The sequence below is a fragment of the Streptomyces sp. NBC_00104 genome (assembly GCF_045160825.1).
Lineage (GTDB): Bacteria > Actinomycetota > Actinomycetes > Streptomycetales > Streptomycetaceae > Streptomyces.
This window is the reverse complement of sequence record NZ_CP108215.1, coordinates 7,835,393-7,861,487: the sequence shown is the minus strand read 5'-3', so window position 1 is coordinate 7,861,487 and position 26,095 is coordinate 7,835,393. Positions and strand designations below refer to the sequence as shown.

The following is a 26,095-nucleotide window of genomic DNA, read 5'->3' as shown; positions in this document are numbered from 1 at the left end:
ATCGACAGCTGTCACGTATCCGTGCCGCAGATCTCAGACAGATGTATGAAGGTCTTCGAGAAATGCGGGAGAATGCCCGAGTGACGCCGGAAACCGCATCGCCCCACCCCGTGGGTGACTACCAGGACCTCGTCGACGAGATCTCCGGGCTGCTCGGCGCCCCGGCGACGCTGGAGAACCGCGACTTCGAGCTGATCGCCTTCGGCGCGTACGACAGCGAGGGCGACCTCGATCCGTCGGCCCTGGACCCGGTCCGCACCCGCTCGATCCTGACCCGCCGCTCGACGACGGCGGTACGGGAGTGGTTCGAGGGCTTCGGCATCACCCGGGCGACGGCCCCGGTCCGTATCCCGCCGACTCCGGAGGCGGGGGTGCTCCGGGGCCGCGTCTGCCTCCCCGTACGCCATCGGGGTGTCGCCCTCGGCTACGTCTGGCTCCTGGACGACGACCCCGGCCCCACCGGCGCACAGCTGTCCGCCGCCATGGCGGTCACCTCCCGGATCGGCGCCCTCCTCGCGGACGAGGCGCAGGCCGGCGCGGACCTCACCCGGGAGCTGCGCGCCGTCCTCACCGCCGAGCGCGACTGGGAGCGCGACATGGCCGTGGCGGAGCTGCGCGCGGCCCTCGGCCCGCGCGGCGACGGCGTCCACACGATGGTGTGCGTGGCCCCCTGGCCGTCCGCCGACCCGGACGACGCCCCGTCCTTCCGTACGGTTCCGGGGGCGACCGCACTGTGCACGGTGCCGTGGGGCGCGGCGGGCCAGGGCCTGGCCCTGCTGGTGCGGCTCCGCTCGGCGGACGTACCGGCCCCGGCGCTCACGGCCGCCGCCCGGCTCCTGGAACGCGCGGGCGCGCACGCGGCGGCGGGCGTCTCGGGCGCCCGCACGGGCCTCGCCGAACTGGGCGCCGACTGGCGGGAGGCCTCGGCGGCGGCCCGCGCGGCGCTCGCGGAACCCCGGCTGGGCCCGATCGCCCAGTGGCGCTCCATCGGCCCGTACCGCCTGCTGACCGCGCTGCCTCCAGGAGCCTCCCAGGACCCGTCCGTCCGCGCCCTCCTCACCCCCGCCCACCGCGAACTCGCCCACACCGCCGAGGTCTTCCTCGACCACGCGGGCCAGGCCGGCCGCACCGCCGCCGAGCTGGGCATCCACCGGCAGACCCTCTACTACCGCCTCTCGCGCGTCGAACAGCTCACGGGCCTGCGCCTGACCGACGGCGAGGACCGGCTGCTGCTGCACATGGCGCTGAAGGGGGCGCGGCTCTGACGCGCTCTCTCCGGACCTTCCGGCAGGCGCCTCTTTGACTGCTCTTTGGCCGCTCCCGGCACGTCTCGATGGCGGAAAAACGCGCTTCTGAAAATGATTGTCATCGTGCTACGGTCAGGCACGTTGAATCTTTGACCACGCCTTTACTCGGAGTGTCCCCGTGCGCCTCCCGGCCCGTTTCGTCCCCCTCACCGCGGTGACCACCGCGGCCTCCGCCCTGCTCACGGGCTGTTTCTCGTCGACGGGCGCCGCCGAGGGCGCTGCTTCCGGTGAGGGCAAGCGCGTACGGATCGCGATGATGCTGCCGCCCCGCTCGGGCCTGTCGCCGCTGTCCGACGACGCGTTCAAGCTGTCGCGCTGGTCGACCGCCGAGACCCTGGTGAAGCTGAACGCGGTGGGCGACGCACAACCCGCGCTGGCCACCGGGTGGAAGCAGTCGGGCAGGAAGTGGACCTTCACGATCCGCGACGGCGTGACCTTTCACGACGGGACGAAACTGACCGGCGAGGCCGTCGTCAACTCCCTCACCGAGGCCGCCACCGCCTCCCCCAAGCCCCGCATCCTCGACGGCGTGGACCTGACCGCGAAGGCCGACGGCGCCACCGTCACCGTCACCACGGGCACCGAGGACCCGCTCGTCCCCCAGCGCCTCAGCTCACCGCAGCTGTCGATCCTCGCGGCGAAGGCGTATGAAGGGAAGACGGTGAACCCGGTCGGCGCCGGCACCGGCCCCTTCGAGCTGACCAAGGTCAACGGCACCGCCTCCGCCGCCCTCGACCGCTACGACGGCTACTGGGGCGGCAGGGCCAAGGCCCCCGGCATCGATGTCACGTTCGTGCCGGACGGCACCGCCCGCGCGGCCTCCCTGCGCAGCGGCGAGGCCGACATCGTCGAGGCGGTCCCCGTGTCGCAGGCCGCCGTGCTCGACCAGGACCTGATCACCGAGGTCCCGATGCCCCGCACCAACACCCTCTACCTGAACACCGGGAAGGGCGTCTTCAAGGACGCCTCGCTGCGCGCCGCCGCCCGCGAGGCCGTCGACGCCGAGGCGATCGTCGAGGGGGTGTACGAAGGACGGGCCGACGTCGCCGAGGGGCTCCTCGGGCCCGCGCTCCCCTGGGCCGCCGAACTGCGGTCGACGGTGAAGCGCGCGAAGGCCGGTGACCCCTCCGGCCAGTCGATCACCATCGGCACCTTCACCGACCGCGCCGAACTGCCCGAGGTCGCGGCCACGCTCCAACAGCAGCTGCAGAAGGCCGGGTTCAAGGTGAAGCTCGACGTGCGCGAATACGCCAACATCGAGACCGACGCCCTGGCGGGCGAGTTCGACGCGTTCATCCTGTCCCGGGCGACCGTCCTCGACTCCGGCGACCCGGCCGCGTACCTCTACAGCGACTTCGCCTCCGAGGGCTCCTTCAACCTCTCCCAGCTGGCCGACCAGACCGTCGACACGGCCCTCGGGAAGGCTTCCGACACGGCAGCCGGTGACGCCCGCCGCCGGGCCGTCATCGACGCCGAGGCCGCCGTCCTCACCACCGACGCGGCCGTGCCGATGCTCCACGAGCGGGTGATCCAGGGCGACGCGGCCGGGGTCGTGGACGCGGCGCACGACCCGCGCGAGCGGGAGCTGGTCACGGCGGACACGTACGTCAGGTGAAGCGTGCCGTAGGGAAGTGGGTCGGTCCGGCCGGGCTCACCCGCTTCGTCTGTCTCGTCGCCGTGCTGGCCGCCGTCGGACTGCTGCCGTGGCTGTCCGGCCGCGACCCCGCGCTGACCGTGCTGCGCGCCCGGTCGGCCGAGCAGGAGGCGACACCCGAGGCGCTGGCCGCGATCCGTGAGGACCTCGGTCTGGGCGCGGGTCCCCTCTCCCTGCTGGGGGACTGGGCCTCCGGACTGCTGCGTGGCGATCTCGGCACCTCGTGGGTGTCGGGCACGGACGTGCTGCCCTCGGTGGTCTCCGGCCTCCAGGTCTCCCTCGGCCTGATGGGCGCCGCCTTCGCCGTCGCGGTCCTGCTGGCCGGCGCGCTGGTCGCCCCGGTCCTCGTACGGGGCCGGGGGTCGGCCGGCGCGTTCGCCGCGATGCTCGCCGCCGTGCCCGAGTTCCTGCTGGCCACGGTGGCGTTGCTGGTGTGCGGGGTGTGGCTGGGCCTGCTGCCGACGGCGGGCTGGGCGGGCCCCGAGTACCTGGTGCTGCCCGCGATCGCCCTCGGCGTCCCGGCCGGCGGTCTGCTGGGCCGCCTGGTCGCGGACGCGCTGCCGTCCGTGCTCGACGAACGCTGGGTGGAGCTGTGGCGCGGCGCGGGCGTGAGCCGGGCCCGTGTCTCGGCGGCCGCACTGCGCCGCGTACTGCCGCCCCTGGTACCGCAGTTCGGCATGGCGGCCGTCGGTCTGACGGGCGGCGCGGTCGCCGTGGAGACCGTGTTCGCGGTGCCCGGCATCGGCCGTACGGCCCTGGGCGCGGCCAAGTCCCAGGACCTCCCCCTCCTCCAGGGCTCGGTCCTCGCCCTCCTCGCCCTGGGCCTGGTCGCCGGCGCCCTGGCCGCCCTCGGCCGCCGCCGACTCCTCGGCCCCGCCCTGCGCGACGCGGGCCTCACCCTGCCGCCGGCCCGCCCGGTCCGCACCCACCCCGCGATCCCCCTGGCCCTGGCGGCCGTCCTCCTGATCACCATCGGCTGGGGCCTGCTGCGCGACCCGTACGCCGTGGACACCACCGCCCGCCTCCTCCCGCCGTCCTGGGCGCACCCGCTCGGCACGGACGGGCTCGGCCGTGACGTGCTGGCCCGGCTCGGCCACGGCGCGGCCTCCACGGTCGGCACCGCGGCGGCGGTCTGCCTGCTGAGCCTCCTGGTCTCCCTGGCGCTCGGCTTCCTGCCCGGCGTGGCCGAGGGCGCGGCCGACATCGCCAACGCGCTGCCCCCGGTGATCGTCGGCATCCTCGTCGCCGCGGCGGCCGGCCCCGGCACGGGCGGCGCGGCCCTCGCCGTGGCCCTGATCTCCTGGCCGGCCCTGGCCGCCCACGCGGCGGCACTCGTCCAGGAGGTCCGCGCGTCCACGTTCCTGACCGCCCAACGGGCCCTCGGGGCGAGCCCGTCGTGGATCCTCACCCGGCACGTCCTGCCGTCCGTCGCCGCCCCGGTCACCCGCCACGCGGTCCTCCGCCTCCCGGGTATCGCCCTGGCGCTCGCCTCCCTCGGCTTCCTGGGGCTCGGCGCCCAACCGCCCACCCCCGAATGGGGACTCCTCCTCGACGAGTCCCGCGCCTACGTGGAACGCGCCCCGTGGGCGGCCCTGGCCCCGGCGGTCGCCCTGGCCGTGCTGGCCGGACTGGCGGTGTCGGGCGCGGCGTACGCGGAGACGCGCACGGGCCGCCGTACGAGGAAACCGGGCCGGGCACGCACGCGGAAAGGGGAGGCGTCCGTTGAAGTCGCTGCCGGAGTCTGACGTACCGCCGAGTTCGGATGTATTGCCGAGTTCGGATGTATTGCCGAGTTCTGACGTACTGCTGTCGGTCCGCGGGCTGCGGATCGCGTTCGACGAGGCGGAGGCCGTACGCGGGCTGTCCTTCGACGTCCGGCCGCGCGAAGTGCTCGCCCTGGTCGGCGAGTCGGGCGCGGGAAAGTCCCTCACGGCCCGGGCGCTGCTCGGAATGCTGCCCAAGGGGGCGACGACGAGCGGAACCGTGCGGCTGCGCGGTGACACGGATGTCGCCGCCCAGCGCGGCCGCCGTATCGCCCTCGTCCCCCAGGACGCCCTCGCCGCCCTGTCCCCGGTGCATCCCGTGGGCGACCAACTCGCCGCCGCCGTACGGTCGGTGGCGGGCGTCTCGCGCAAGGAGGCCCGCGCCCGGGCGGTCGCCGCGCTCGACCGGGTGGGGATCCCCGACGCCGTACGCAGGGCGCGGGCGTATCCGCACGAGTACTCCGGCGGTATGCGCCAGCGGGCCGTGATCGCCATGGCCACGATCAACGAACCGGACGTCGTCGTCGCCGACGAGCCCACGACCGCGCTCGACGCGGAGCTCCGGGATCAGGTGCTCCGGGTCCTGGGCGAGCAGCGGGAGGCGGTCGGCGCCGCGCTCGTGCTGGTCACCCACGACCTGGGCGTGGTCCGGGAACACGCCGACCGCGTGCTGGTGATGTACGCCGGCCGCCAGGTCGAACAGGGCCCGGCGACCCGGGTGCTGGGGCGCCCGCGAGCGCCTTACACGGCGGGCCTGCTGGCATCGCTGCCACCGGACGGCGACGACGTCGACCATGACAAGGGCGAGGGTCGTCACGGCGATCCGCACCCCGCCGCCGGTCGTCGCCGGCGGCTGCCCTCCATCCCCGGCTCCCCGCCCACCCCCGACGCCCTCCCGTCGGGCTGCGCCTTCGCGCCGCGCTGCCCGCTCGTCGAGGACCGCTGCCACCGGGAGGAACCGCGGTCGTGGGCGGCCGGCGACGGCCACGAGGTCTCCTGCCACCGCTGGGACGAAGTCCCGTATCCCGCGACCGAGTTGTTCCAGGAGCCCGTATGAACCGGCGTGACCCCCTGCTCGACGTGCGCGACCTGGTCGTCCGCTACGGCGCGGTCACCGCCGTCGACCAGGTGTCCTTCACGGTGGACGCGGGCGAGACCCTGGCCCTGAACGGCCCGTCCGGTTGCGGCAAGTCCTCCACGGTCGCCGCCGTGCTGCGGCTGCGGCGCCCGGACAGCGGCGAAGTCCGTTTCGAGGGGCGGGAGTTGACGAGGCTCACCGAACGCGAACTGCGCCCGCTCCGCCCGCGTATGCAGCCCGTCTTCCAGGACCCGTACGGCTCCCTCAGCCCTCGCCACCGCATCCGGGACGCGGTGGCGGAACCCCTGCGGGTCCAGGGCCGCTGGGACGCCACGGGCCCGGCCCGGGTCGCCGAACTCCTCGACCGGGTCGGCCTGGACCCGGCCTACGGCGACCGCTTCCCGCACGAGCTGTCCGGCGGCCAGTGCCAACGCGCCGGTATCGCACGGGCCTTGGCCTCCGAGCCCCGCCTGCTGGTCCTCGACGAGCCGGTGTCCGCCCTCGACCCGTCGGTCCGGGCCGGAGTGCTGAACCTGCTCGCCGACCTCCAGGACGAGCTGGACCTGGGGTACCTCTTCATCTGCCACGACCGCGCGGTCGTACGCCACTTCGCGGACCGCTCGATCGAGATGCGCGCCGGGAGGCTCGTACCGGCCTAGAAGGCCCAAGATCTTCATGGGCCTTCTAGGGGGCTTCGCCCCGGTCCGCCGCCGACCAGCGCTGATCAGCGTCGATCAGGTGTGCCACAACTCCAGACAGCGGTCGCACAGCAACCTCTGGGCTGCTTCCGCTCCAGGCGGACGACCCGACTCAGGTGGCCGGCTACCGTCTGGCCGCCCGGCTCGGAGCGGGTGGCATGGGCCGGGCTCGGTCCCGCGGCCGAGTCCCTGGCGGCGGCCGCTCGGGCCGCCGAGGAGCACTCGCGCCGGGTCAGGACGGCGAGCCGGTCGTGATCAGCCCCTCCCGATACGCGATGGCCACCGCCTCCGTACGGCTCGCCGCCCCCAACTTGGCCAGGATGTTGGACACATGGACGCTCGCCGTCTTCCCGGTGATGAACAGCTCGTCGCCGATCTGCCGGTTGGTGCGCCCGAGCGCGAGCAGCCGAAGGACATCGCTCTCCCGCGCGGTGAGCGCGGGGACGTCCCCGGCCCCGGAGACCTCCGCCAGCCGCCCCCGCCGGAGCAGCGCGTCCAGGGCGGCACGCAGCGGTACGGCGCCCAGCCGGTCGGCGGTCTCCCCCACCGCCCGGGCCTCGGTCGAGGCCTCCTCCCGCGCCCCCGCCCCCAGCAACGCCTCCGCCAACCGCAGCCGGCACCGGGCCGTCTCATACGGATCTCCGAACGCGAACGCGTCCACCGCCTTCCGCCAGGCCTCCACATCGGGTCCGGTACGCACCCGCGCGAACTCCGCCTCGGCCCGGGCCAGCCAGGCGCGCCCCTCCGGTCCCTGCCCGCTCTCGTCCTCCCCCTCCGCTGCGGTGACCCGCGCCGCAGTCACCAGCTCCTCCCCGGTGGCGGCCCAGCCCCGCGCCCCGTTCTCGTCCCCGGCCGACCGGCGCTCCGCCACCGCGTCCGCGATCGCCCCGAGGGCCAGCGCGGCCAGCCGGACGGTCGCGTCGAGCCGGGTCCCGGACTCGTCGGAGAGGGCGGCGACGGTCGTCCGGAACTGCGCGACCGCGGCCTCCGGATCACGCCGCAGGACGGCCGCCTCGGTGAGCGCGATGCCCGCGACGAGGCCGGCCATCCAGTCGTACGGCCCGTCCAGAAGCGCCCGGGCCCGCTCCGCGGCGCTCTCGTCGCCGCGGGCGAGGGCGACGTACAGGGCGGGACCGACCGTGTGGCCGGCCGTGGCGGGCAGCCGGTCGGTGTCGGCGGCCGAGCGGGCGCACTCGTCCCAGCGGCCCAGGGTGTAGAGGCAGAGGGAGTGGAGATAGCGCATCTCCACCGGGTACGGGGAGGACAGGAGGCCGGTGCGGCCCGCGCGGTCCAGCCCCTCGGAGAGCCAGGTGAGGCATTCCTCCAGGTCACCGGATTCGTAGCACCCCATGGCGAGGTTGAACAGGGCACGCATCTCCACGGGGACGTTGCCCGCGCGGCGGGCCAGCTCGCGGGCGTCGCGCAACCGTGCCCGGCCCTCCCGCGTACTCCGGTTGCTCCGGGGGTGGAGACCGACCACGGAGATGATCAGGTCGGCCTGGGCGTCGCCCAGTTCGAGCCGCTCGGCGACGGACAGCGCACCGCTCGCGACCCGCCCGGCCTCCTCGTCCTCCCCCACGTACCGTGCCGCCATCACATGCGTGGCCGCCGCCCACACCCAGGTACGGGACGGCGGCTCGGCGGGGATCATCGCCAGCGCCTCGCTGCTGTACCGGAACGCGGCCTGCAGCCTGTCGACGCGCATCAGGTCACCGGCGAGGGTGTAGCGCACCCGGGCGGCCAGCTCCGAGTCCGCGTCCGGACCGGCCCCGGCGAGGGCCGACCGCGAGAGGGAGACCGCGCGGTGGTTCTCCCCGGCGCGCGCGGCGGCGGACGAGGCGCGCAGGGTCAGGGTGACCGTGTCGAGGTCCCGGGGCCGGGCCCCGGCGTCCACGGACGACCACAGATCGAGGGCGCCCTCCAGATGCCGCAGCTCCTCCGCGGGCGCCCCGATGCCGTGCGCGTGGTCGGCGGCCTCGACGGACGCCGTCAGCGCGTCGGCGAGGTCGTGGCTCTCGCGCGAGTGATGGGCGCGCTCCGCACTCTGCCCGGCACGGCCACGGCCGGCCAGCAACTTGGCGAACACCCCGTGCAGCCGGACCCGTTCGCCCGGCAGCAGATCCGCGTAGACCGCCTCCCGGGTGAGGGCGTGCCGGAACTGGTACGTCGATCCCTCGCCCGGCAGCAGCAGTTGTCGGCCGACCGCCTCCCGCAGCGCCGACTCCAACTCGTCGTCGGGGAGTTGTACGGCGTCCCGCAGCAGATCGTGCTCGACCCTGCGGCCCGCCACCGCCGCCGTGCGCAGCACCTGCTGGGCGGCGCCGGGCAGTTGCTCGATCCGGATCAGCAGAACGTCGGCCAGGCCGCTCGGCAGCACCGCCCCGGGCTCGTCCGCCGTCGCGGCCAGCAGCTCCTCCGCGTAGAACGCGTTGCCCTCCGCCCGCTCGACGATCCGGCCGACCGTGGTGTCGGGCAGTGGCTCGGCACGCAGCGAACGCACCAGCCGCGCGACCTCGGTGTCCGGCATCGGCCTCAGCTCCAGCCGCTCCACGGCGGGCAGCCGCACCAGCTCGGCCAGCAGGGGGCGCAGCGGGTGGCGGCGGTGCAGGTCGTCCGTGCGGTACGAGGCGAAGACGGCGAGGCGGTGGGCGGGCGTACCGGGGGTGGGGCGCTGGAGCACACCCCGGCTGAGCAGGAAGCGCAGCAGGTCCCGCGAGGACTGGTCGGCCCAGTGCAGGTCCTCCAGCACGAGCAGGACGGGCGTCGTCTCGGCGAGGTCCGACAGCAGTGCGGCGATGCCCTCGAAGAGCTGCAGTCGGTCACCGCCGTCCGCGCCGCCGCCGAGGAGGCGTGCGGTGGCCGGGTGCGCCTGGAGAAGCGGCGCGCATCGCTCGTCCGCGGCGAGGGCACCGAGGATCTCCGTGAACGGGAGGTACGGCAGACCGACATCACCGAGGTCCACGCAGTGCCCGGTGAACACGGCGGTCCCCATGTCCACGGCGTACGCCGCCACCTCCGCCAGCGTCCGGCTCTTCCCCACGCCCGCGTCCCCGGCGAGCAGTACGGCCCGGGGTTCGCCGCGGGCGGTCCGGTCCAGCACGTCCCTCAGTCGGGCGATCTCGGTGTCCCGCCCGACGAACGGCGCGTGGAACATGTTCTGCGGCACACGGCCATCCTGGCACGCACCCCCACGCCCACCCCCACACCGCCGGGCTTCGCGCTGCCCCTTCGGGGGGGCCGGTCTGCGCGGGTGTGTGCGGGCAGGTGGGGCTTCTCGCGCAGTTCCCCGCGCCCCTTGAGGGCCTACGGCCCTCGCGGGCCGAAAAGCACGAGGCGCAGCCCCTGCTTTTCAGGGGCGCGGGGAACTGCGCGAGAAGCCTCCACCCACCCGCAGCCAAAGATCCGACCCCGCGGGGGCGCAAAAAAGCGGGGCCCGGCCACCCCAGGTGACCGGGCCCCGCCTCCCGCAAAAAGCAACCTCAGACCAGGTTCACCGAACGCGCGGACGTCGCGCCGATCTCCTCCGCGACCTCGGCGAGCACCGGCTGGGGCACCGTGTCGTCGACGGTGAGGACGGCGAGCGCCTCGCCACCCGCCGTGGACCGGGCGACCTGCATCCCGGCGATGTTGATACCGGCCTCGCCGAAGACGCGGCCGACGGTGCCGACGACACCGGGACGGTCGACGTAGCTCAGGACCACCATGTGGTCGGCGAGGGCGAGGTCCACGTCGTACTCGCCCACCGCGACGATCTTCTGGTGGTGCTTCGGCCCGGCCAGCGTGCCGGACACCGACACCTCCTCGCCACTGCCGAGCGTGCCGCGCACGGTGACGACGTTGCGGTGGTCGGGCGACTCGGAGCTGGTGGTCAGCCGGACCTCGACGCCACGCTCCTGCGCGAACAGCGGAGCGTTGACGTACGACACCGTCTCGTCGACGACGTCCTCGAAGACACCCTTGAGCGCGGACAGCTCCAGCACCTTCACATCGTGCTGGGTGATCTCGCCGTACACCTCGACGTCGAGCCGCACCGCGACCTCACCGGCCAGCGCGGTGAAGATCCGGCCGAGACGCTCGGCGAGCGGCAGACCCGGCTTGACGTCCTCGGCGATGACACCGCCCTGGACGTTCACCGCGTCCGGCACCAGCTCACCCGCGAGGGCGAGGCGCACGGACCGCGCGACCGCGATGCCCGCCTTCTCCTGGGCCTCGTCGGTCGAGGCGCCGAGGTGCGGGGTGCACACGACCTCGTCCAGCTCGAACAGCGGCGAGTCGGTGCAGGGCTCCTTGGCGTACACGTCGAGGCCCGCGCCCGCGACGCGACCCTCCTTGAGAGCCGAGTACAGCGCGGCCTCGTCGACGATCCCGCCGCGCGCGGCGTTGACGATGCGCACCGACGGCTTGACCTTGCGCAGCGCCTCGTCGCCGATCAGGCCGACCGTCTCGGGGGTCTTCGGCAGGTGGACGGTGATGAAGTCGGAGACCTCGAGGAGCTCGTCCAGGGAGAGGACCTTGACACCCATCTGCGCGGCCCGCGCGGGCTGTACGTAGGGGTCGTAGGCGACGACCTTCATGCCGAAGGCGGACATGCGCTGGGCCACCAGGGCACCGATGCGGCCGAGGCCCACGACACCGAGGGTCTTCTCGGCCAGCTCCACGCCCGTGTACTTGCTGCGCTTCCACTCGCCGTTCTTCAGCGCCGTGTTCGCCTGCGGGATGTGGCGGGCGGTGGCGAGGAGCAGACCGCAGGCCAGCTCGGCGGCGGTCACGATGTTCGAGGTCGGGGCGTTGACGACCATCACGCCGGCCTTGGTGGCGGCGGAGACGTCCACGTTGTCCAGGCCGACGCCGGCGCGCGCGACGACCTTCAGTTTCTTCGCGGCGGCGATCGCCTCGGCGTCGACCTTGGTGGCCGAGCGGATCAGGATCGCGTCGACGTCGGCGATGGCCGGGAGCAGTTCGGCTCGGTCCGCTCCGTTGACGTTCCGGATCTCGAAGTCCGGGCCCAGCGCGTCGACGGTGGCGGGCGACAGCTCTTCAGCGATCAGTACGACTGGTTTCGAGCTCACGTGAGTCCTCACAAGTCCAATGCTGCGGACGGCCGTCCCGACGGCCGCAGGCGGTGGAGGGTGGTGGCCGCGTGGAAGCGCACGACGCTGTGGGCCTGACGCGTATGTAGTCCAGCAGTGTAGTGGCGCCGGGGGCGTCGCCTCACGTCACTGCGGAAGGATCACCCGGACGGGAACCTCATGCACAAAGCCCCTCCGGCGATCGAGGAGCGGGCCCGGGGCAGGGCCCCGCGACGGCGCCTTGGGAGAGGACACCGCCGCGGAACCCGGCTCGGCACAGCGGCAGCGCCTACGCCTCTTCGTCGTTGACCCACGACATGAGCTTGCGCAGCTCCTTGCCGGTGGTCTCCAGCAGGTGCTCGGAGTCCTGGGTCTTGTACTCGTTGTACTTCTTCAGACCACCGTGGTACTCGTCCATCCACGCCTGGGCGAAGGTGCCGTCCTGGATCTCGGCGAGGACCTTCTTCATCTCGGCCTTGGTGGCGTCCGTGATGATGCGGGGGCCGGTGACGTAGTCGCCCCACTCGGCGGTCTCGGAGATCGACCAGCGCATCTTCTCCAGGCCGCCCTCGTACATGAGGTCGACGATCAGCTTCAGCTCGTGCAGGCACTCGAAGTACGCGATCTCCGGCTGGTAACCGGCCTCGGTCAGCGTCTCGAAACCGGCCTTGACCAGCGCGGCCGTACCACCGCAGAGAACGGCCTGCTCACCGAACAGGTCGGTCTCGGTCTCCTCGGTGAAGGTCGTCTTGATGACACCGGCACGGGTACCGCCGATGCCCTTGGCGTACGACAGCGCCAGCGCGAACGCGTTGCCCGTGGCGTCCTGCTCGACGGCGGCGATACACGGAACGCCGCGGCCCTCCTCGTACTGGCGGCGGACGAGGTGGCCGGGGCCCTTGGGGGCGACCATGCAGACGTCGACGCCGGCCGGGGGCTTGATGAAGCCGAAGCGGATGTTCAGGCCGTGGCCGAAGAACAGCGCGTCACCGTCATTGAGGTTGTCCTTGATGGACTCCTCGTAGACCTGGGCCTGGATCGGGTCCGGGACGAGGATCATGATGACGTCGGCCTCGGCGGCGGCCTCCGACGGGGTCACCACGCGCAGGCCCTGCTCCTCGGCCTTCGCCTTGGACTTGGAGCCCTCGTGCAGACCGACGCGGACGTCCGCGCCCGAGTCGCGCAGGGACAGCGCGTGGGCGTGGCCCTGGCTGCCGTAGCCGATGACCGCGACCTTGCGGCCCTGGATGATGGACAGGTCGGCGTCAGCGTCGTAGAACAGCTCGGCCACTTTGGGTTCTCTCCTTGAGTGCAGGTGTTGCGTCCCACCGTATGACGGCGGGCGTCGTGAAAGTTCGCGGGTCTCGGCATACGGGCGGCCGCGCGTCGTCGGCCGCCCGTTCCGGGTGTCAGGCCGACCGGTCCAGGGCGCGCAGCGAGCGGTCCGTGATCGAACGGGAGCCACGGCCGATCGCGATCGTGCCGGACTGGACCAGCTCCTTGATGCCGAACGGCTCCAGCATCTTGAGCATGGCGGACAGCTTGTCGCTCGACCCGGTGGCCTCGATGGTGACGGCCTCCGGGGAGACGTCGACGGTCTTGGCGCGGAACAGCTGGACGATCTCGACGATCTGGGAGCGCGTCTCGTTGTCGGCGCGCACCTTCACCAGAACGAGTTCCCGCTGAACGGCGGAGCCCGGCTCCAGCTCGACGATCTTCAGGACGTTGACGAGCTTGTTGAGCTGCTTCGTCACCTGCTCCAGCGGCAGTTCCTCGATCACGTTGACCACGATGGTGATACGGGAGATCTCGGGGTGCTCGGTGACACCGACCGCGAGCGAGTCGATGTTGAAGCCGCGGCGGGAGAACAGGGCGGCGATCCTGGCCAGGATGCCCGGGGTGTTCTCCACCAGGACGGAGAGCGTGTGCTTGGACATGTCTCGTTCAGTCTCTCTCGCTCAGTCGTCTTCGTTGTCGCCGAAGTCGGGGCGGACGTCCCGGGCGGCCATGATCGTGTCGTTCGAGGTGCCGGCGGCGACCATCGGCCACACCATCGCGTCCTCGTGGACGATGAAGTCGACGACGACCGGGCGGTCGTTGATCGAGTTCGCCTCCTCGATGACCTTGTCCAGGTCGTCCGGGGACTCGCAGCGGATCGCGTAGCAGCCCATGGCCTCCGACAGCTTCACGAAGTCGGGGACGCGGGTGCCGCGGGCCTTCGGGTTGACGTCGTCCGGGCCGCTGTGCAGCACGGTGTTGGAGTAGCGCTGGTTGTAGAACAGGGTCTGCCACTGGCGGACCATCCCGAGGGCGCCGTTGTTGATGATGGCCACCTTGATCGGGATGTTGTTCAGGGCGCAGGTGGTGAGTTCCTGGTTGGTCATCTGGAAGCAGCCGTCGCCGTCGATCGCCCAGACGGTCTGCGCCGGCGCTCCGGCCTTGGCGCCCATGGCGGCCGGGACCGCGTACCCCATCGTTCCGGCGCCGCCGGAGTTCAGCCAGGTGGCGGGCTTCTCGTACTGGATGAAGTGAGCGGACCACATCTGGTGCTGGCCGACGCCCGCCGTGAAGATCGTGCCCTCGGGGGCGAGCTGACCGATGCGCTCGATGACCTGCTGCGGGGAGAGCGAGCCGTCGGCCGGCTGGTCGTAGCCGAGCGGGTAGGTCTCGCGCCAGCGGTTGAGGTCCTTCCACCAGGCGGTGTAGTCCCCCTGTCCGCCCTCGCTGTGCTCCCTCTGCACCGCCTGGATCAGGTCGGCGATGACCTCGCGGGCATCCCCGACGATCGGCACGTCGGCGGCGCGGTTCTTGCCGATCTCCGCCGGGTCGATGTCCGCGTGGACGATCTTGGCGAAGGGCGCGAAGCTGTCCAGCTTGCCGGTGACCCGGTCGTCGAAGCGGGCGCCGAGGGCGACGATCAGGTCGGCCTTCTGCAGTCCGGTGACGGCGGCCACCGAGCCGTGCATGCCGGGCATGCCCAGGTGCTGCGGGTGGCTGTCGGGGAACGCGCCGAGCGCCATCAGGGTGGTGGTGACGGGCGCGCCGGTCAGTTCGGCCAGCACCTTCAGCTCGGCGGTCGCCTGCGCCTTCAGAACGCCGCCACCGACGTACAGGACGGGCCGCTTGGCGGCGGTGATCAGCTTGGCGGCCTCGCGGATCTGCTTGGCGTGCGGCTTGGTCACGGGCCGGTAGCCGGGCAGGTCCATGTTCGGCGGCCAGCTGAAGGTGGTCTTCGCCTGGAGGATGTCCTTGGGGATGTCGACCAGGACCGGTCCCGGACGCCCCGTGGACGCGATGTGGAACGCCTGCGCGATCGCCCGGGGGATGTCCTCCGCCTTGGTGACCAGGAAGCTGTGCTTGGTGATCGGCATGGTGATGCCGACGATGTCCGCCTCCTGGAAGGCGTCCGTACCGATCGCCTTGGACACGACCTGCCCGGTGATCGCGACCAGCGGCACGGAGTCCATGTGCGCGTCCGCGATCGGGGTGACCAGGTTGGTGGCGCCCGGCCCGGACGTCGCCATGCACACCCCGACCTTGCCGGTGGCCTGCGCGTAACCGGTGGCCGCGTGGCCGGCGCCCTGCTCGTGGCGGACCAGCACATGCCGCACCCGCTTGGAGTCCATCATCGGGTCGTACGCCGGCAGGATGGTGCCGCCGGGGATGCCGAATACCGTGTCGGCCCCGACCTCCTCGAGAGAGCGGATGAGGGACTGCGCACCCGTGACGTGCTCGACGGGGGTGGACGGTCCTCCGGATCGGGGCCGCGGCTGCGGATGGTGGGCCCCGGTGGCCTGCTCGGTCATCGGCATTCTCTTCTCGATGCTGAGGGTGTTTTGCGAGGTTCGTGCGGTGTGCGGCTAGCGCCTGACTGGTGCCCGTGCAACAAAAAACCCCTCCTTGCCACGAGGCAAGCGAGGGGAGCGCGTCGGGTACGGTCGCTGGGGATTCCGGGTCGTCGTCCGGTGGGTCCCAGCTTCAGCCGACGCGCTTTCCAAGTACGAGGATTCGAGTGCGCATGGCACTGACCCTCCCCCCGGCGTGCACCGCGTGTCAAGTAGGTGGGACGGGAGTCTCATTATGTGAGCGAAGGGCACTTCCGCCTCCGTAGACAGCGGTCACACCACTTGTGTACACCCCTCCCCCACCGCCCGCGAACGCGGGTTCCGCGGGCCCGCTGGGCACCGGGTAGTGCCCGAGGGACAGGGCCCGGCGGAGCCGGTACTCGTCCAGCGGTCCGGAGAAGGCCGCGCCCTGGCCGTGGGTGCAGCCCATCGCGCGCAGGGCGACCACCTGCTCGGGCAGATCCACGCCGTCGGCGACGGACTGCAGCCCCAGGTCGTCGGCGATGCGCAGCAACCCCCTGGTGATCTTGTGGAGCCGCGTGGACTCCACGATCCCCTCGACGAGGCCTCGGTCCAGCTTCAGTACGTCGACGGGAAGCCGGCGCAGTGCCGTGATGGCCGCGTGGCCACTGCCGAGACCGTCCAGGGCGATCCGGACACCGAGGCGCCGGAGGTGGTTCAGCCGGCGCTCCAGCTCGTCCAGCGGGCCCTTCAGCTCGGTGTCCGACAGCTCGACGATCAAGGAGCCCGAGGGCAGCCCGTGGCGGGTCAGGAGCGTCTCCACCGAGCCGGGGGGCAGGGAGCGGTCCAGCAGGCGCCGGGCGCTCATCCGGACGGACACCGGGACGTTCAGGCCGCTGGTGAGCCGGTCCGCGGCCTGCTCGACGGCCTGCTCCAGCATCCAGCGGCCCAGCTCGGCGGTCTTCTCACTGTCCTCGGAGACCCGCAGGAACTCGGCCGGCGTGAACAGCACCCCCTGGGACGAGCGCCAGCGTGCCGCGGTCGCGACCGACGAGATCCGGCCGGTCTCCAGCTCCACGACGGGCTGGTTCAGCAGCATGAACTCGCCGTCGTGCAGCGCGGCCCGCAGCCGGGTGGCCAGCTCCGCCTTGCGGACGACGTCCTGCTGCATCTGTGGCTTGTACAGCTCGACGCGGCCCTTGCCGGACGCCTTGGCGCGGTACATGGCGAGGTCGGCGTTGCGCAGCAGCTCGCCCGCGCCGAGGCCGGGCTCGGCGAAGGAGACGCCGATGGAGGCGGCCACCCGGACATCGTTGCCGTCGATGGTGTACGGCTGTGAGAGGGCGATCCGGAGCCGGTCGGCGAGCTCCAGGATGTGCCGCTCACGGGCGGTGCGGTCCCGGGAGCCGTCCCCGACGATGAGGGCCGCGAACTCGTCGCCGCCGAGCCGGGAGGCGGTGTCCCCCTGCCGGACGGCGTCCTGGAGTCTGCGGGCGGCCTGGACCAACAGCTCGTCCCCGGCCTGGTGCCCGATCGTGTCGTTGACGGCCTTGAAGCCGTCGAGGTCGATGAAGAGGACCGCCGTGTTGCGCAGGGCGACACCTCGGTCGGAGGAGCGGCGGCCGGAAAGCGCCTGCTGGACGCGCTTGGTGAACAGGGCGCGGTTGGGCAGGTCGGTGAGCGGGTCGTGCTCGGCGTTGTGCTGGAGCTGGGCCTGCAGCCGCACTCTCTCGGTCACGTCCCGGCTGTTGAAGATGAGGCCGCCGTGGTGGCGGTTGACCGTGGACTCCACGTTCAGCCAGCCTCCCCGGCTCTCGGCTTCGCTCGAGCGGGAGGTGCCCCCACCGCCGGCCTTGAAGCGGCACTCGATACGGGTGGTGGGCTCCTCGGCGGGGTCGGCGGCGAGGAAGCGGCGCACCTCGTGGACGACGCAGCCGAGGTCCTCGGGGTGGATGATCGACGCCAGCTCCTTGCCGACGAGGTCCTCCGCGGGACGTCCGTAGACCCCGGCGGCGGCCGGGCTGACGTAGCGGAGGATGCCGTTCGGCGCGGCGATCATGATGACGTCGCTGGAGCCCTGCACCAGGGAGCGGAAGTGGTTCTCCTTCTGGGCCAGCTCCTGGGTGAGGGTGATGTTGTCGAGGAGCATGATGCCCTGGCGGACGACGAGGGCGAGCACGACGGTGCAGGCGGTGATGAGCACCACGCGATCGACACTGCGGCCGTTCAGGACGTTGTAGAGGATGCCCAGGGTGCAGACGGCGGCGGCCAGGTAGGGAGTGAGCGCGGCCAGGGATCCGGCGATGGGGCGGGTGGCCGGATACCGACTGTGACCTCCTCCCTGGAGGAGCACATGCACGTGTCCTCCTTGCTGGATGTCGTGCCGGTGGCCCGGCTGGACCTCGTGGCGGTGGCCCGGCTGCGCGTCGTGCCGCTGGCCCGGGATGTGTTCGTGCACCACGCGCGCGTGCCCGCCCTCGTCCGCCTGTCCGTGCCGCTGGCCGGCCCAGGGGGCGTAGGCGAGGAGCAGGGAGCCCGCGAACCAGCCGGCGTCGAGGAGCTGGCCGGAGCGGTAGCTGGTGTGCAGGAGGGGTGAGGTGAACAGGGCGTCGCACATCACGGTGAGCGCGAGGGCGCCGATCGCGGTGTTGACCGCGGAGCGGTGCATCGAGGACCGGCGGAAGTGCAGCGCGAGCACCATGCTGACCAGGGCGATGTCGAGCAGCGGGTAGGCCAGTGAGAGTGCGGTGTGCGCGGTGTCGGACCCGTCGAGCTGGGCGGTCTGGGCGAGCGCGAGGCTCCAGGAGAGGGTGACCAGGGAGCCCCCGATGAGCCAGGAGTCCAGCGCGAGGCAGACCCAGCCGGCCCTGGTCATGGGCCTCTTGGCCAGCACCAGCAGGCCGACGATGGCGGGTGGCGCGAAGCAGAGGAAGAACAGGTCCGCGTAGCTCGGCTCGGGCACGGGCCGCTCCAGGACGACCTCGTACCACCCCCAGACGCCGTTGCCCAGTGCCGCCATGGCGGAGGAGAGGGCGAACAGCAGCCAGGCGGGCCGAAAGCGGCTGCTGCGGCGGCGTGCGTAGCGGAAGCAGGAGACGGCGGCCGCGGCCGCGGCCGCGCTGAGCCCGAAGTCGCCCATGACGAGGGCGACTTGTTCGTTGCCCCAGCTGAACGCGGCACCGACGGCGTAGGCCGCGCAGAGCAGGGCGAGGACGAGTTGGGCCCGGAGGCTCGCGCCACCGCGGCCGGGTGCCCTCCCGGGCGGCAGCGGCCCGGGCAGTGGCTTGGTCGCCCGGAGCGTGGGGCTCAGCGTGGAGCCGGTGGACTGGCGGGGACTCACCGGTTCTCCCAGGTGAGCGCCGCTCCCGCGTCCCGCCGGTCCCGGCGCGTCAGGGGGGTGTGCTTTCTGCGGCTGCTGTGCCTGCGGTGCTGACCGTGACCGCTGTGGCCGCCGTGGCTCCCGTGCGGGTGCCTCCGCGTCGCAGCTCGCCAGGGCCGCCGTCGGCGGCTCCGCCGCGTCGGATCGTTCGTCCATAGGCCGTGCATCGCCCGTCGCCCCCCTCGCTGTCTCAAGTCCGTCCCCGGCGCCGAACGGTGCGCGGCGCAGCCCCTGTCGGGGACGATACACCAGTCTCGTCACTCAGGGACATAGTTCCTCTACGCTCAGTGACCACCTGCGGCAACGTGAGCACGTTCCGCTTCCGAAGGAATGCGGAGGGTGCCCGAAGTGGATTACGCGTCGTCCGTCTCGCCCGTCGTAAGGACCACGTTGCGCAAGGGCTCCCGGTTCACGAATCGTCCCAACTGGGCCACCAACAGCCTTTTGGCACGCGGCAGGAAGGCCGAGGTGGGGCCGCCGACGTGCGGGCTGATGAGGACGCCGGGCGCGCGCCAGAGCGGGTGCCCCGGCGGCAGCGGCTCGGGATCGGTGACGTCGAGCGCCGCCGTGATGCGCCCACCGTCCAGTTCCGCGAGCAGCGCCTTGGTGTCGACGACGCCTCCGCGGGCAACATTCACCAGGAGGGCGCCGTTTTTCATACGGGCCAGGAAGTCGGCGTTGACCAGGCCTTTCGTCTGTTCTGTGAGAGGAGTGGACAGGATCACGACATCCGCCTGCGGCAGCAGGGAGGGCAGTTCGGTGAACGAATGCACCGGTCCGCGCGCCGTGGTGCGCTCAGAGCGCGCGACGCGCGCCACCCGCGCCACCTCGAAGGGCACGAGCCGGTCCTCGATGGCGGCGCCGATCGCGCCGTAGCCGACGATCAGGACGGTCCGGTCGGCGAGCGCGGGGCGGAAGTCGCCCTGCCAGCGCTCCTGTTGCTGGGCCCGGACGAAGTCGGGGACACCGCGCAGCGAGGCGAGGGTCAGGGTGAGCGCGAGCTCGGCCGTGCTGGCCTCGTGCACTCCACGCGCGTTGCAGAGCTGGACACCGGGAGCGACCGCGGACAGCCGGGCCAGGACGTCGTCGACGCCCGCCGTGAGCGTCTGGATCACCCGCAGGTTCCGCATGTGCTCCAGCGGGTTCACCTTCACCGGCCAGCGCTTCATGTAGGGCACCACGTACAGGACGCAGTCCGCGGGGTCGCCCGGGTACGGCTGCGTGCCGTCCTCACCTCCGTCCCAGAAGAGGTAGTTGGGGCCCTGCGGGAGCCCCTCGATCTCGTCCGGCGGGATGGGGAGCCACACATCGGCGGTCACGTCCGCGGTCGGGTCGGCAGTCGCGTCAGCAGTCATGCTCCGGAGGCTATGTCAGGTACCCGGCACGGCAGAGGTTAGGTTGGGGGTCGGGAGAGGGAGGGTCACGACCAGGTGGAGCGCAGGACGATCGGCGCGGCGACGCTCGAGGTGGGGGCCGTAGGACTCGGGTGCATGCCGATGAGCTGGGCGTACACCAGGTCGCGGCAACGGGGCGACGAGTCGATGCGGACGGTGCACCGGGCCCTCGACCTCGGCACCACGCTGCTGGACACCGCCGACATGTACGGCCCCTTCACCAACGAGCTGCTGGTGGGCCGGGTGCTGAGGGAGCGCCGCGCGGAGGCCTTCGTCTCCACCAAGGTGGGTTTGTTGGTGGGTGAGCAGCACATCGTGGCCAACGGCCGCCCCGGCTATGTGAAACGTGCCTGCGACGCCTCGCTGCGCCGCCTCCAGACCGACGTCATCGATCTCTACCAGCTCCACCGGGCGGACCCCGAGGTCCCCGTCGAGGAGACGTGGGGCGCGATGGCGGAGCTCGTACAGGCGGGGAAGGTGAGGGCGTTGGGCCTGTGCGCGGTGGGCGCGCGGGCGGGCCGCCGGCCGGGCGCGGGCATGTACGACACCACGATCCGCCAGCTCCAGCGGGTCCAGCAGATATTCCCGGTGAGCGCCGTGCAGGCCGAGCTGTCGGTCTGGTCGCGGGAGGCCCTGGACTCCCTTCTCCCCTGGTGTGTGGCCCGCGGCATCGGTTTCCTGGCCGCCATGCCCCTGGGGAATGGTTTCCTCACCGGCACCCTGACGCCCGGCGGGGGCTTCGAGATCGACGACCTCCGCGCCCGTCACCCCCGCTTCACCGCCGAGATGATGGCCGCCAACCAGCCCCTCGTCGTCGGCCTCCGCCGCGTCGCGGCACGCCACGGGGCGACGGTGACCCCGGCCCAGGTCGCCCTCGCCTGGATCCTCTCCCTCGGCCCCCATGTGGTCCCGGTGCCGGGCACCAAGCAGGCACGGTGGGTGACGGAGAACGCGGCCGCCCACGCCCTCCGTCTCACGGCCCAGGACCTGTCGGAGGTGGCGGGCCTCCCGCCCGCGCGGGGATCCTGGGACTGAGCGGACTGAGCGGACTGAGCGGACTGAGCGGACTGAGCGGACTGAGCGGACTGCGGACGGCGGACGGCGGACGGCGATCGGCGATCGGGCGGCGCCCGGGCCGAGCGTCGCGGCCCTTCGCGCCGGACGTCGGGCATCAGGCGTCGGGCATCGGGCATCAGGCGTCGGGCATCGGGCGTCGGGCGTCGGGCGTCGGGCGTCGGGCGAAAAAGCCGCTTGATCGGGCGGAGGCGGAACCTGTGGGGCACTCGCGGTGTATGACAAGTAGAAGCTCCACGCCGAAGGGATCGTGATGGTGCAACGTCGAGTGGTGACGGCCGCGTTGGCCGCAGCCGTGCTCCTGGTGACGACCGGCTGCTCCTCCGACGACGGAGAGAAGCCGGACGCGGCCGGCGGCTCACCCCCGAGCAGCAGCAGTGCCGAGTCGTCCCCGCCCGAGCAGGCGGCGGACGCGGCGCCCCCCGCGAAGGGCTCGGTGAGGGTGGTCCGCACCGTCGCCGAGGACCTCGACACCCCCTGGGGCCTCGCGCCCCTCCCCGAGGGCGGTCTCCTCGTGTCCTCCCGTGACGAGGCCACGATCAGCAGAATCGACGAGAAGTCCGGCAAGAGCACCGAGCTCGGCGAGGTCCCCGGCGTCGCCCCGGCCGGCGAGGGCGGCCTCATGGGCATCGCCGTCTCCCCGGAGTACGCCTCCGACCACATGATCTACGCGTACTTCACCTCGGAGTCCGACAACAGGATCGTCCGGATGCTGTACGACCCCGAGAAGCCCGCCGGCGAGCAGCTCGGCGCGCCGGACACCATCCTCCGGGGCATCCCCAAGGGCACGAACCACAACGGCGGCCGGCTCGCCTTCGGCCCCGACCGACTGCTGTACGCGAGCACGGGCGAGCGGTACGAGGGCCCGCTGGCCCAGGACAAGGACTCCCTCGGCGGCAAGATCCTCCGTATGACCCCGGACGGCGAGCCCGCCCCGGGCAACCCGTTCGACGACTCCGTGGTGTATTCGTACGGCCACCGCAACGTCCAGGGCCTCGCCTGGGACGGCAAGCAGCGTCTGTGGGCCTCGGAGTTCGGCCAGAACACCTGGGACGAGCTGAACCAGATCCGGCCCGGCGGGAACTACGGCTGGCCGGAGGTGGAGGGCAAGGGCGGCAAGTCCGGTTACGTCGACCCGGTGGCCGTGTGGAGTACGGACGAGGCCTCCCCGAGCGGCATCGCCATAGCGGAGGGCTCGGTCTGGATGGCGGGCCTGAGGGGCCAGCGTCTGTGGCGCGTCCCCCTGGACGGCACCAAGGCCGCCGCCGACCCCCAGGCCTTCCTGGAGGAGGACTACGGCCGTCTTCGCACGGTTGTCTCCGCCGGCGGCGGCAAACTCTGGCTGGTGACCAGCGAGACGGACGGCCGGGGTTCCCCGGAAGGGGGCGACGACAAGATCCTGGAGCTGGAGGTGACGTAACCGGCCGCCTACTCCTCGGCCGCCCTGCCTTCCCCTGCCTCCTCCTCCACCGGCTCGGGCGGGCGTACGACGACCTTCCCGGACGCAAGGTCTATCGGTCCGCGTCCCGGGTCGTTGTCCCCGACGTCCTCGCGGGTCAGTTCCAGCCGGTTCTGCTCGTCACGCGTGTGCTTGCGGCCAGGTGCGAAGAGTTCCTCGAAGGCGTTGAACACGGTGCTCCCTCCCCCGGGGCCGCGAGGCGGCGGGCGGTCGGTCCCTGTCGAACAGCGGAGCCTCGGCGGTCCTCCCTGCCATCATCCCGCTGCCAGCCGTTCCCCGGCCCCCGCCGGGGGCAACCCCACCCGATGCGCCACCGCCGCCGCCTCGCCCCGGCCCGAGACACCGAGCTTGGCGAGGATGTTGGAGACGTGGACGCTGGCCGTCTTCGGGGAGATGAAGAGTTCCTCGGCTATCTGGCGGTTGGTGCGGCCGACGGCCACCAGGCGGAGGACGTCGTGTTCGCGGCCGGTGAGGCCGAGCGCGGCCACGGGGTCGGCGGGCGTGAGGGCGGGCTCGGGGGCGCGGCTGAGGGTGAGGCGGGCGCGGCGGGCGAGGAGGGCGACCTCGTCGGCGAGTGGGCGGGCACCGAGGTGGTCGGCGACGGCGGCGGCCAGCCGCAGCAGTTCCGTCGCGCGGTCCCGGGCCTCCTCGTCGGTGCCCTCGGTCAGCAGGGCCTCGGCGAGGCGGTGCCGGACGCGGGCGAGGTCGTAGGGCCGTTCCAGAGGCTCGAAGGCGGTGACGACATCGGACCAGGTGTCCGGGGCCGATACGCCTTCGGCGCGCTGGAGTTCGGCGCGCACCCACTGCTCGTGGGCGAGCCAGATCGGTGCGCCGGTGGTGAGCTTCTTCACCGCGGTGAAGATCCGGTCGAGGGCCTCGGCGCGGCCGGGCCCGGTGGCCGGCAGGGTGCGGGCGTCGGCCTCGGCGATGGCGGCGGTGAGCAGCAGGGGCCAGGCATAGCGCTGGGTGCCGACGGGGAAGCCGGTGTCGAGGACGCGGGCGAGCTCCGCGCGGGCGTCCGGGAGGCGGCCCTCGGCGACGGCGATGCCGAGGGTGAGAGAGGACAGCGGCAGGTCGTTCTGCGGCATGGGGTTGTGGCTGCCGTAATGGCCGCGTGCGACGGCGAGTTGGCCGCGGGCCTCGGCGAAATCGCCGCGGGCCAGGGCGATGGCGGCGTGGATGAGGGTGCTGAGCCCTCGCGGCTTCTGGCTGGAGACGACGCTCTGGGCCTTCTCCACGGCCTCCAGGGCCTCGTCCCAGCACCCCAGGGAGAACAGGGACTCGGCGAGGTTGCCCCAGACCCAGGCCTCGGACTCCGACAGGCCCCTGCTTCGGGTGACTTGGACGCCTTCCTTCAGCAGGCGCACCGCGTCCTGGGAGCGTCCGATGCCCTCCAGGCAGGACGGGATGTTCACGTAGGCGCGGCCCACGACGGCGGCGGGGCCGCGTTCGAGCGTGCGGCGGCGGGCCTCCTCCATCTCCGCGATGCCCGTCTCGACGTCACCGGCGTCGACCATCAGGCCGCCGAGGGTGAGACGGGCGTTGAGTTCGATGTCCTCGGCGCCCACCATGCGCGCGTATTCGACGGCGCGCTGGGCGTCGGAGAGGGCGTCGGGGCCGGGGGCGTGGAGCATGGACCAACAGGCGACGCGGGAGAGCACCTCGGCGTGCACCTCCGAGGGCGGCAGGCCGCGGACGAGATCCTGGGCGGTGGCGAGCTCCTTCCAGCCGTCGCCCCGGGCCAGGCCCTCGGTGAGCATGGAGCGCTGTACCCAGAACCAGGCGGTGCGCAGCGGGTCGCCCCCGTCGGCGAGCAGGTCGAGGGCCCGCCGAGTGATCCTCAGGGCCCGCTCCCGCTCCCCGCACAGCCGTCCGGCGACGGCGGCCTCGGCCATGAGGTCCAGATAGCGCAGGGGGGTGGTGGCGGGGTCGCAGCCGCAGGGAGGGTAGACCTCGGTGTAGTCGACGGGGCGCAGTGCGGTGCGTACGGCGTCGGGGGCGGCGTCCCACAGCTCCATCGCCCGTTCCAGGAGCCGTAGTTGCTCGGAGTGGGCGTGTCGGGAGCGGGCCTCGGCGGAGGCGTCGAGGACGGCGGGCAGGGCCTTGGCCGCGTCGTGGGCGTGGTACCAGTAGCTGGCCAGGCGGGTGGCGCGGCCGTCGGCCGGGACGAGGGTCGGGTCGGCCTCCAGGACCTCGGCGTAGCGGCGGTTGAGGCGGGAGCGTTCGCCGGGCAGCAGGTCGTCGCTGACGGCCTCGCGGACCAGGGAGTGCCGGAAGCGGTAGCCGTCGCCGCCGGGGGCGGCGAGCAGGATGTTGGCGCCGACGGCGGCCCGCAGGGCCTCGATGAGGTCGTCCTCGGGAAGCCGGGCCGCGGCCGCGAGCAGGGCGTACTCCACGGTGGACCCGCCCTCGGCGACGATGCGGGCGATCCGCTGGGCGTCCTCGGGGAGCCGTTCGACGCGGACGAGGAGCAGGTCGCGCAGGGAGTCGGTGAGGCCGGGGCAGCCGCCGTCGTGGGCGGCGACGGCGAGTTCCTCGACGAAGAAGGCGTTGCCGTCGGAGCGGTCGAAGATCTCGTCCACGCGCTCCGGTTCGGGCTCGGCGGCGAGGATGCCGGCGAGTTGGTGGCCGACCTCGGCGCGGTTGAAGCGGGGCAGTTCGATGCGACGGACCGTGCGGAGGCGGTCGAGTTCGGCGAGGAGGGGGCGCAGCGGGTGGCGGCGGTGGATGTCGTCGGAGCGATAGGTGGCGAGGACGACGAGACGGCCGGTGCGCAGGGTGCGCAGCAGGTAGGAGAGGAGGTGGCGGGTGGAGGCGTCGGCCCAATGCAGGTCCTCCAGGGTGAGGACGATCGTGCGGTCGGCGGCGAGGCGTTCCAGGAGGCGGGCGGTGAGTTCGAAGAGGCGGGCCGTGCCCTCCTCGTCGTGCCGTACGCGGGGAGTCTCGCCCAACTCGGGGAGCAGCCTGGCCAGTTCCTGTTCCTGTCCGGCGGCCGCGGTGGCCAGTTCGTCGGGCAGTCGGCGGCGCAGGGCGCGCAGCGCGGTGGAGAAGGGCGCGAAGGGCAGTCCGTCGGCGCCGATCTCGACGCAGCCGCCGAGCGCGACGACCGCGCCCGCGCGCACGGCCTCGGCGGCGAACTCCTCGACCAGGCGGGTCTTGCCCACCCCGGCCTCACCGCCGAGCAGCAGCGCCTGCGGGCCGCCGCCCCCGTCTCCCCCGCTTCCCGCCGCCCGCGCGGCACCCCCACCCGCTGCGCGGGCCAACGCCTCGCGCAACACCTCCAGTTCGTCGGCTCGACCGACGAACACCGGACTGACGGACCTGGTCTCCACATCGCCGAGCATCGCACGACCCTCGGACACTCCGGCACCGATTATCCGCGGGCGCCCGGCCACCGAACCGTCGTTCACCAGG

At 72.6% G+C, this 26,095-nt stretch carries 16 protein-coding genes; 7 read left to right on the top strand and 9 right to left on the bottom strand.

Features of this window, described 5'->3' with window-relative positions:
• Window positions 1–62 precede the first annotated feature (62 nt).
• The 5 genes from OG272_RS34610 (at window position 63) to OG272_RS34590 (ending at window position 6,461) form a co-directional block, all read left to right on the top strand.
• A complete protein-coding gene (locus OG272_RS34610) occupies window positions 63–1,265 on the top strand; it encodes a PucR family transcriptional regulator (protein ID WP_405895464.1) in 1,203 nt (400 codons plus the stop codon).
• 160 nt (window positions 1,266–1,425) lie between these two features.
• Window positions 1,426–2,922 (top strand): ABC transporter substrate-binding protein, encoded by a 1,497-nt coding sequence (locus OG272_RS34605; RefSeq protein ID WP_326577051.1) that lies wholly within the window; start codon window positions 1,426–1,428, stop codon window positions 2,920–2,922.
• On the top strand, window positions 2,919–4,706 hold the full coding sequence (locus OG272_RS34600) for an ABC transporter permease subunit (protein ID WP_327727687.1): 1,788 nt from the start codon (window positions 2,919–2,921) through the stop codon (window positions 4,704–4,706). The genes OG272_RS34605 and OG272_RS34600 overlap by 4 nt, the downstream gene beginning before the upstream one ends.
• 40 nt (window positions 4,707–4,746) lie before the next feature.
• Window positions 4,747–5,781, top strand: a complete 1,035-nt coding sequence (locus tag OG272_RS34595; protein ID WP_405895463.1) for an ABC transporter ATP-binding protein — start codon at window positions 4,747–4,749, stop codon at window positions 5,779–5,781.
• Complete coding sequence (locus OG272_RS34590; protein ID WP_405895462.1) at window positions 5,778–6,461, top strand: ATP-binding cassette domain-containing protein; 684 nt, start codon at window positions 5,778–5,780, stop codon at window positions 6,459–6,461. The genes OG272_RS34595 and OG272_RS34590 overlap by 4 nt, the downstream gene beginning before the upstream one ends.
• Before the next feature lie 271 nt (window positions 6,462–6,732).
• Here OG272_RS34590 and OG272_RS34585 read toward each other — a convergent pair whose 3' ends face one another.
• From OG272_RS34585 to OG272_RS34555, 7 genes are all read right to left on the bottom strand, one after another.
• Window positions 6,733–9,654, bottom strand: a complete 2,922-nt coding sequence (locus tag OG272_RS34585) for an AAA family ATPase (protein ID WP_405896110.1) — start codon at window positions 9,652–9,654, stop codon at window positions 6,733–6,735.
• Window positions 9,655–9,979: 325 nt separating this feature from the next.
• Window positions 9,980–11,569 (bottom strand): phosphoglycerate dehydrogenase, encoded by a 1,590-nt coding sequence (gene serA, locus OG272_RS34580; protein ID WP_326577061.1) that lies wholly within the window; start codon window positions 11,567–11,569, stop codon window positions 9,980–9,982.
• A gap of 289 nt (window positions 11,570–11,858) precedes the next feature.
• On the bottom strand, window positions 11,859–12,860 hold the full coding sequence (gene ilvC, locus OG272_RS34575; RefSeq protein ID WP_327727690.1) for a ketol-acid reductoisomerase: 1,002 nt from the start codon (window positions 12,858–12,860) through the stop codon (window positions 11,859–11,861).
• 118 nt (window positions 12,861–12,978) lie between these two features.
• Complete coding sequence (ilvN, locus tag OG272_RS34570; protein ID WP_030040507.1) at window positions 12,979–13,506, bottom strand: acetolactate synthase small subunit; 528 nt, start codon at window positions 13,504–13,506, stop codon at window positions 12,979–12,981.
• Between the two features lie 21 nt (window positions 13,507–13,527).
• On the bottom strand, window positions 13,528–15,375 hold the full coding sequence (locus tag OG272_RS34565) for an acetolactate synthase large subunit (protein WP_326577066.1): 1,848 nt from the start codon (window positions 15,373–15,375) through the stop codon (window positions 13,528–13,530).
• Between the two features lie 247 nt (window positions 15,376–15,622).
• Window positions 15,623–18,715: an EAL domain-containing protein gene (locus tag OG272_RS34560; RefSeq protein ID WP_327727691.1), complete on the bottom strand. Its 3,093-nt coding sequence runs from the start codon at window positions 18,713–18,715 to the stop codon at window positions 15,623–15,625.
• A 392-nt stretch (window positions 18,716–19,107) separates the two neighbouring features.
• Window positions 19,108–20,109, bottom strand: a complete 1,002-nt coding sequence (locus OG272_RS34555) for a 2-hydroxyacid dehydrogenase (protein ID WP_327727692.1) — start codon at window positions 20,107–20,109, stop codon at window positions 19,108–19,110.
• Window positions 20,110–20,184: 75 nt separating this feature from the next.
• Between OG272_RS34555 and OG272_RS34550 the strand changes: the two genes are divergently transcribed.
• Window positions 20,185–21,183: an aldo/keto reductase gene (locus tag OG272_RS34550; protein WP_328224073.1), complete on the top strand. Its 999-nt coding sequence runs from the start codon at window positions 20,185–20,187 to the stop codon at window positions 21,181–21,183.
• 292 nt (window positions 21,184–21,475) lie between these two features.
• Window positions 21,476–22,642 carry a PQQ-dependent sugar dehydrogenase gene (locus OG272_RS34545; RefSeq protein WP_326577074.1) on the top strand — a complete coding sequence of 389 codons (1,167 nt, stop codon included), beginning with the start codon at window positions 21,476–21,478 and terminating at the stop codon, window positions 22,640–22,642.
• Window positions 22,643–22,650: 8 nt separating this feature from the next.
• Here OG272_RS34545 and OG272_RS34540 read toward each other — a convergent pair whose 3' ends face one another.
• Window positions 22,651–22,854: a DUF6191 domain-containing protein gene (locus OG272_RS34540; protein WP_405895461.1), complete on the bottom strand. Its 204-nt coding sequence runs from the start codon at window positions 22,852–22,854 to the stop codon at window positions 22,651–22,653.
• A gap of 81 nt (window positions 22,855–22,935) precedes the next feature.
• Window positions 22,936–26,025 carry an AAA family ATPase gene (locus OG272_RS34535; RefSeq protein ID WP_405896109.1) on the bottom strand — a complete coding sequence of 1,030 codons (3,090 nt, stop codon included), beginning with the start codon at window positions 26,023–26,025 and terminating at the stop codon, window positions 22,936–22,938.
• Window positions 26,026–26,095: the final 70 nt, after the last annotated feature.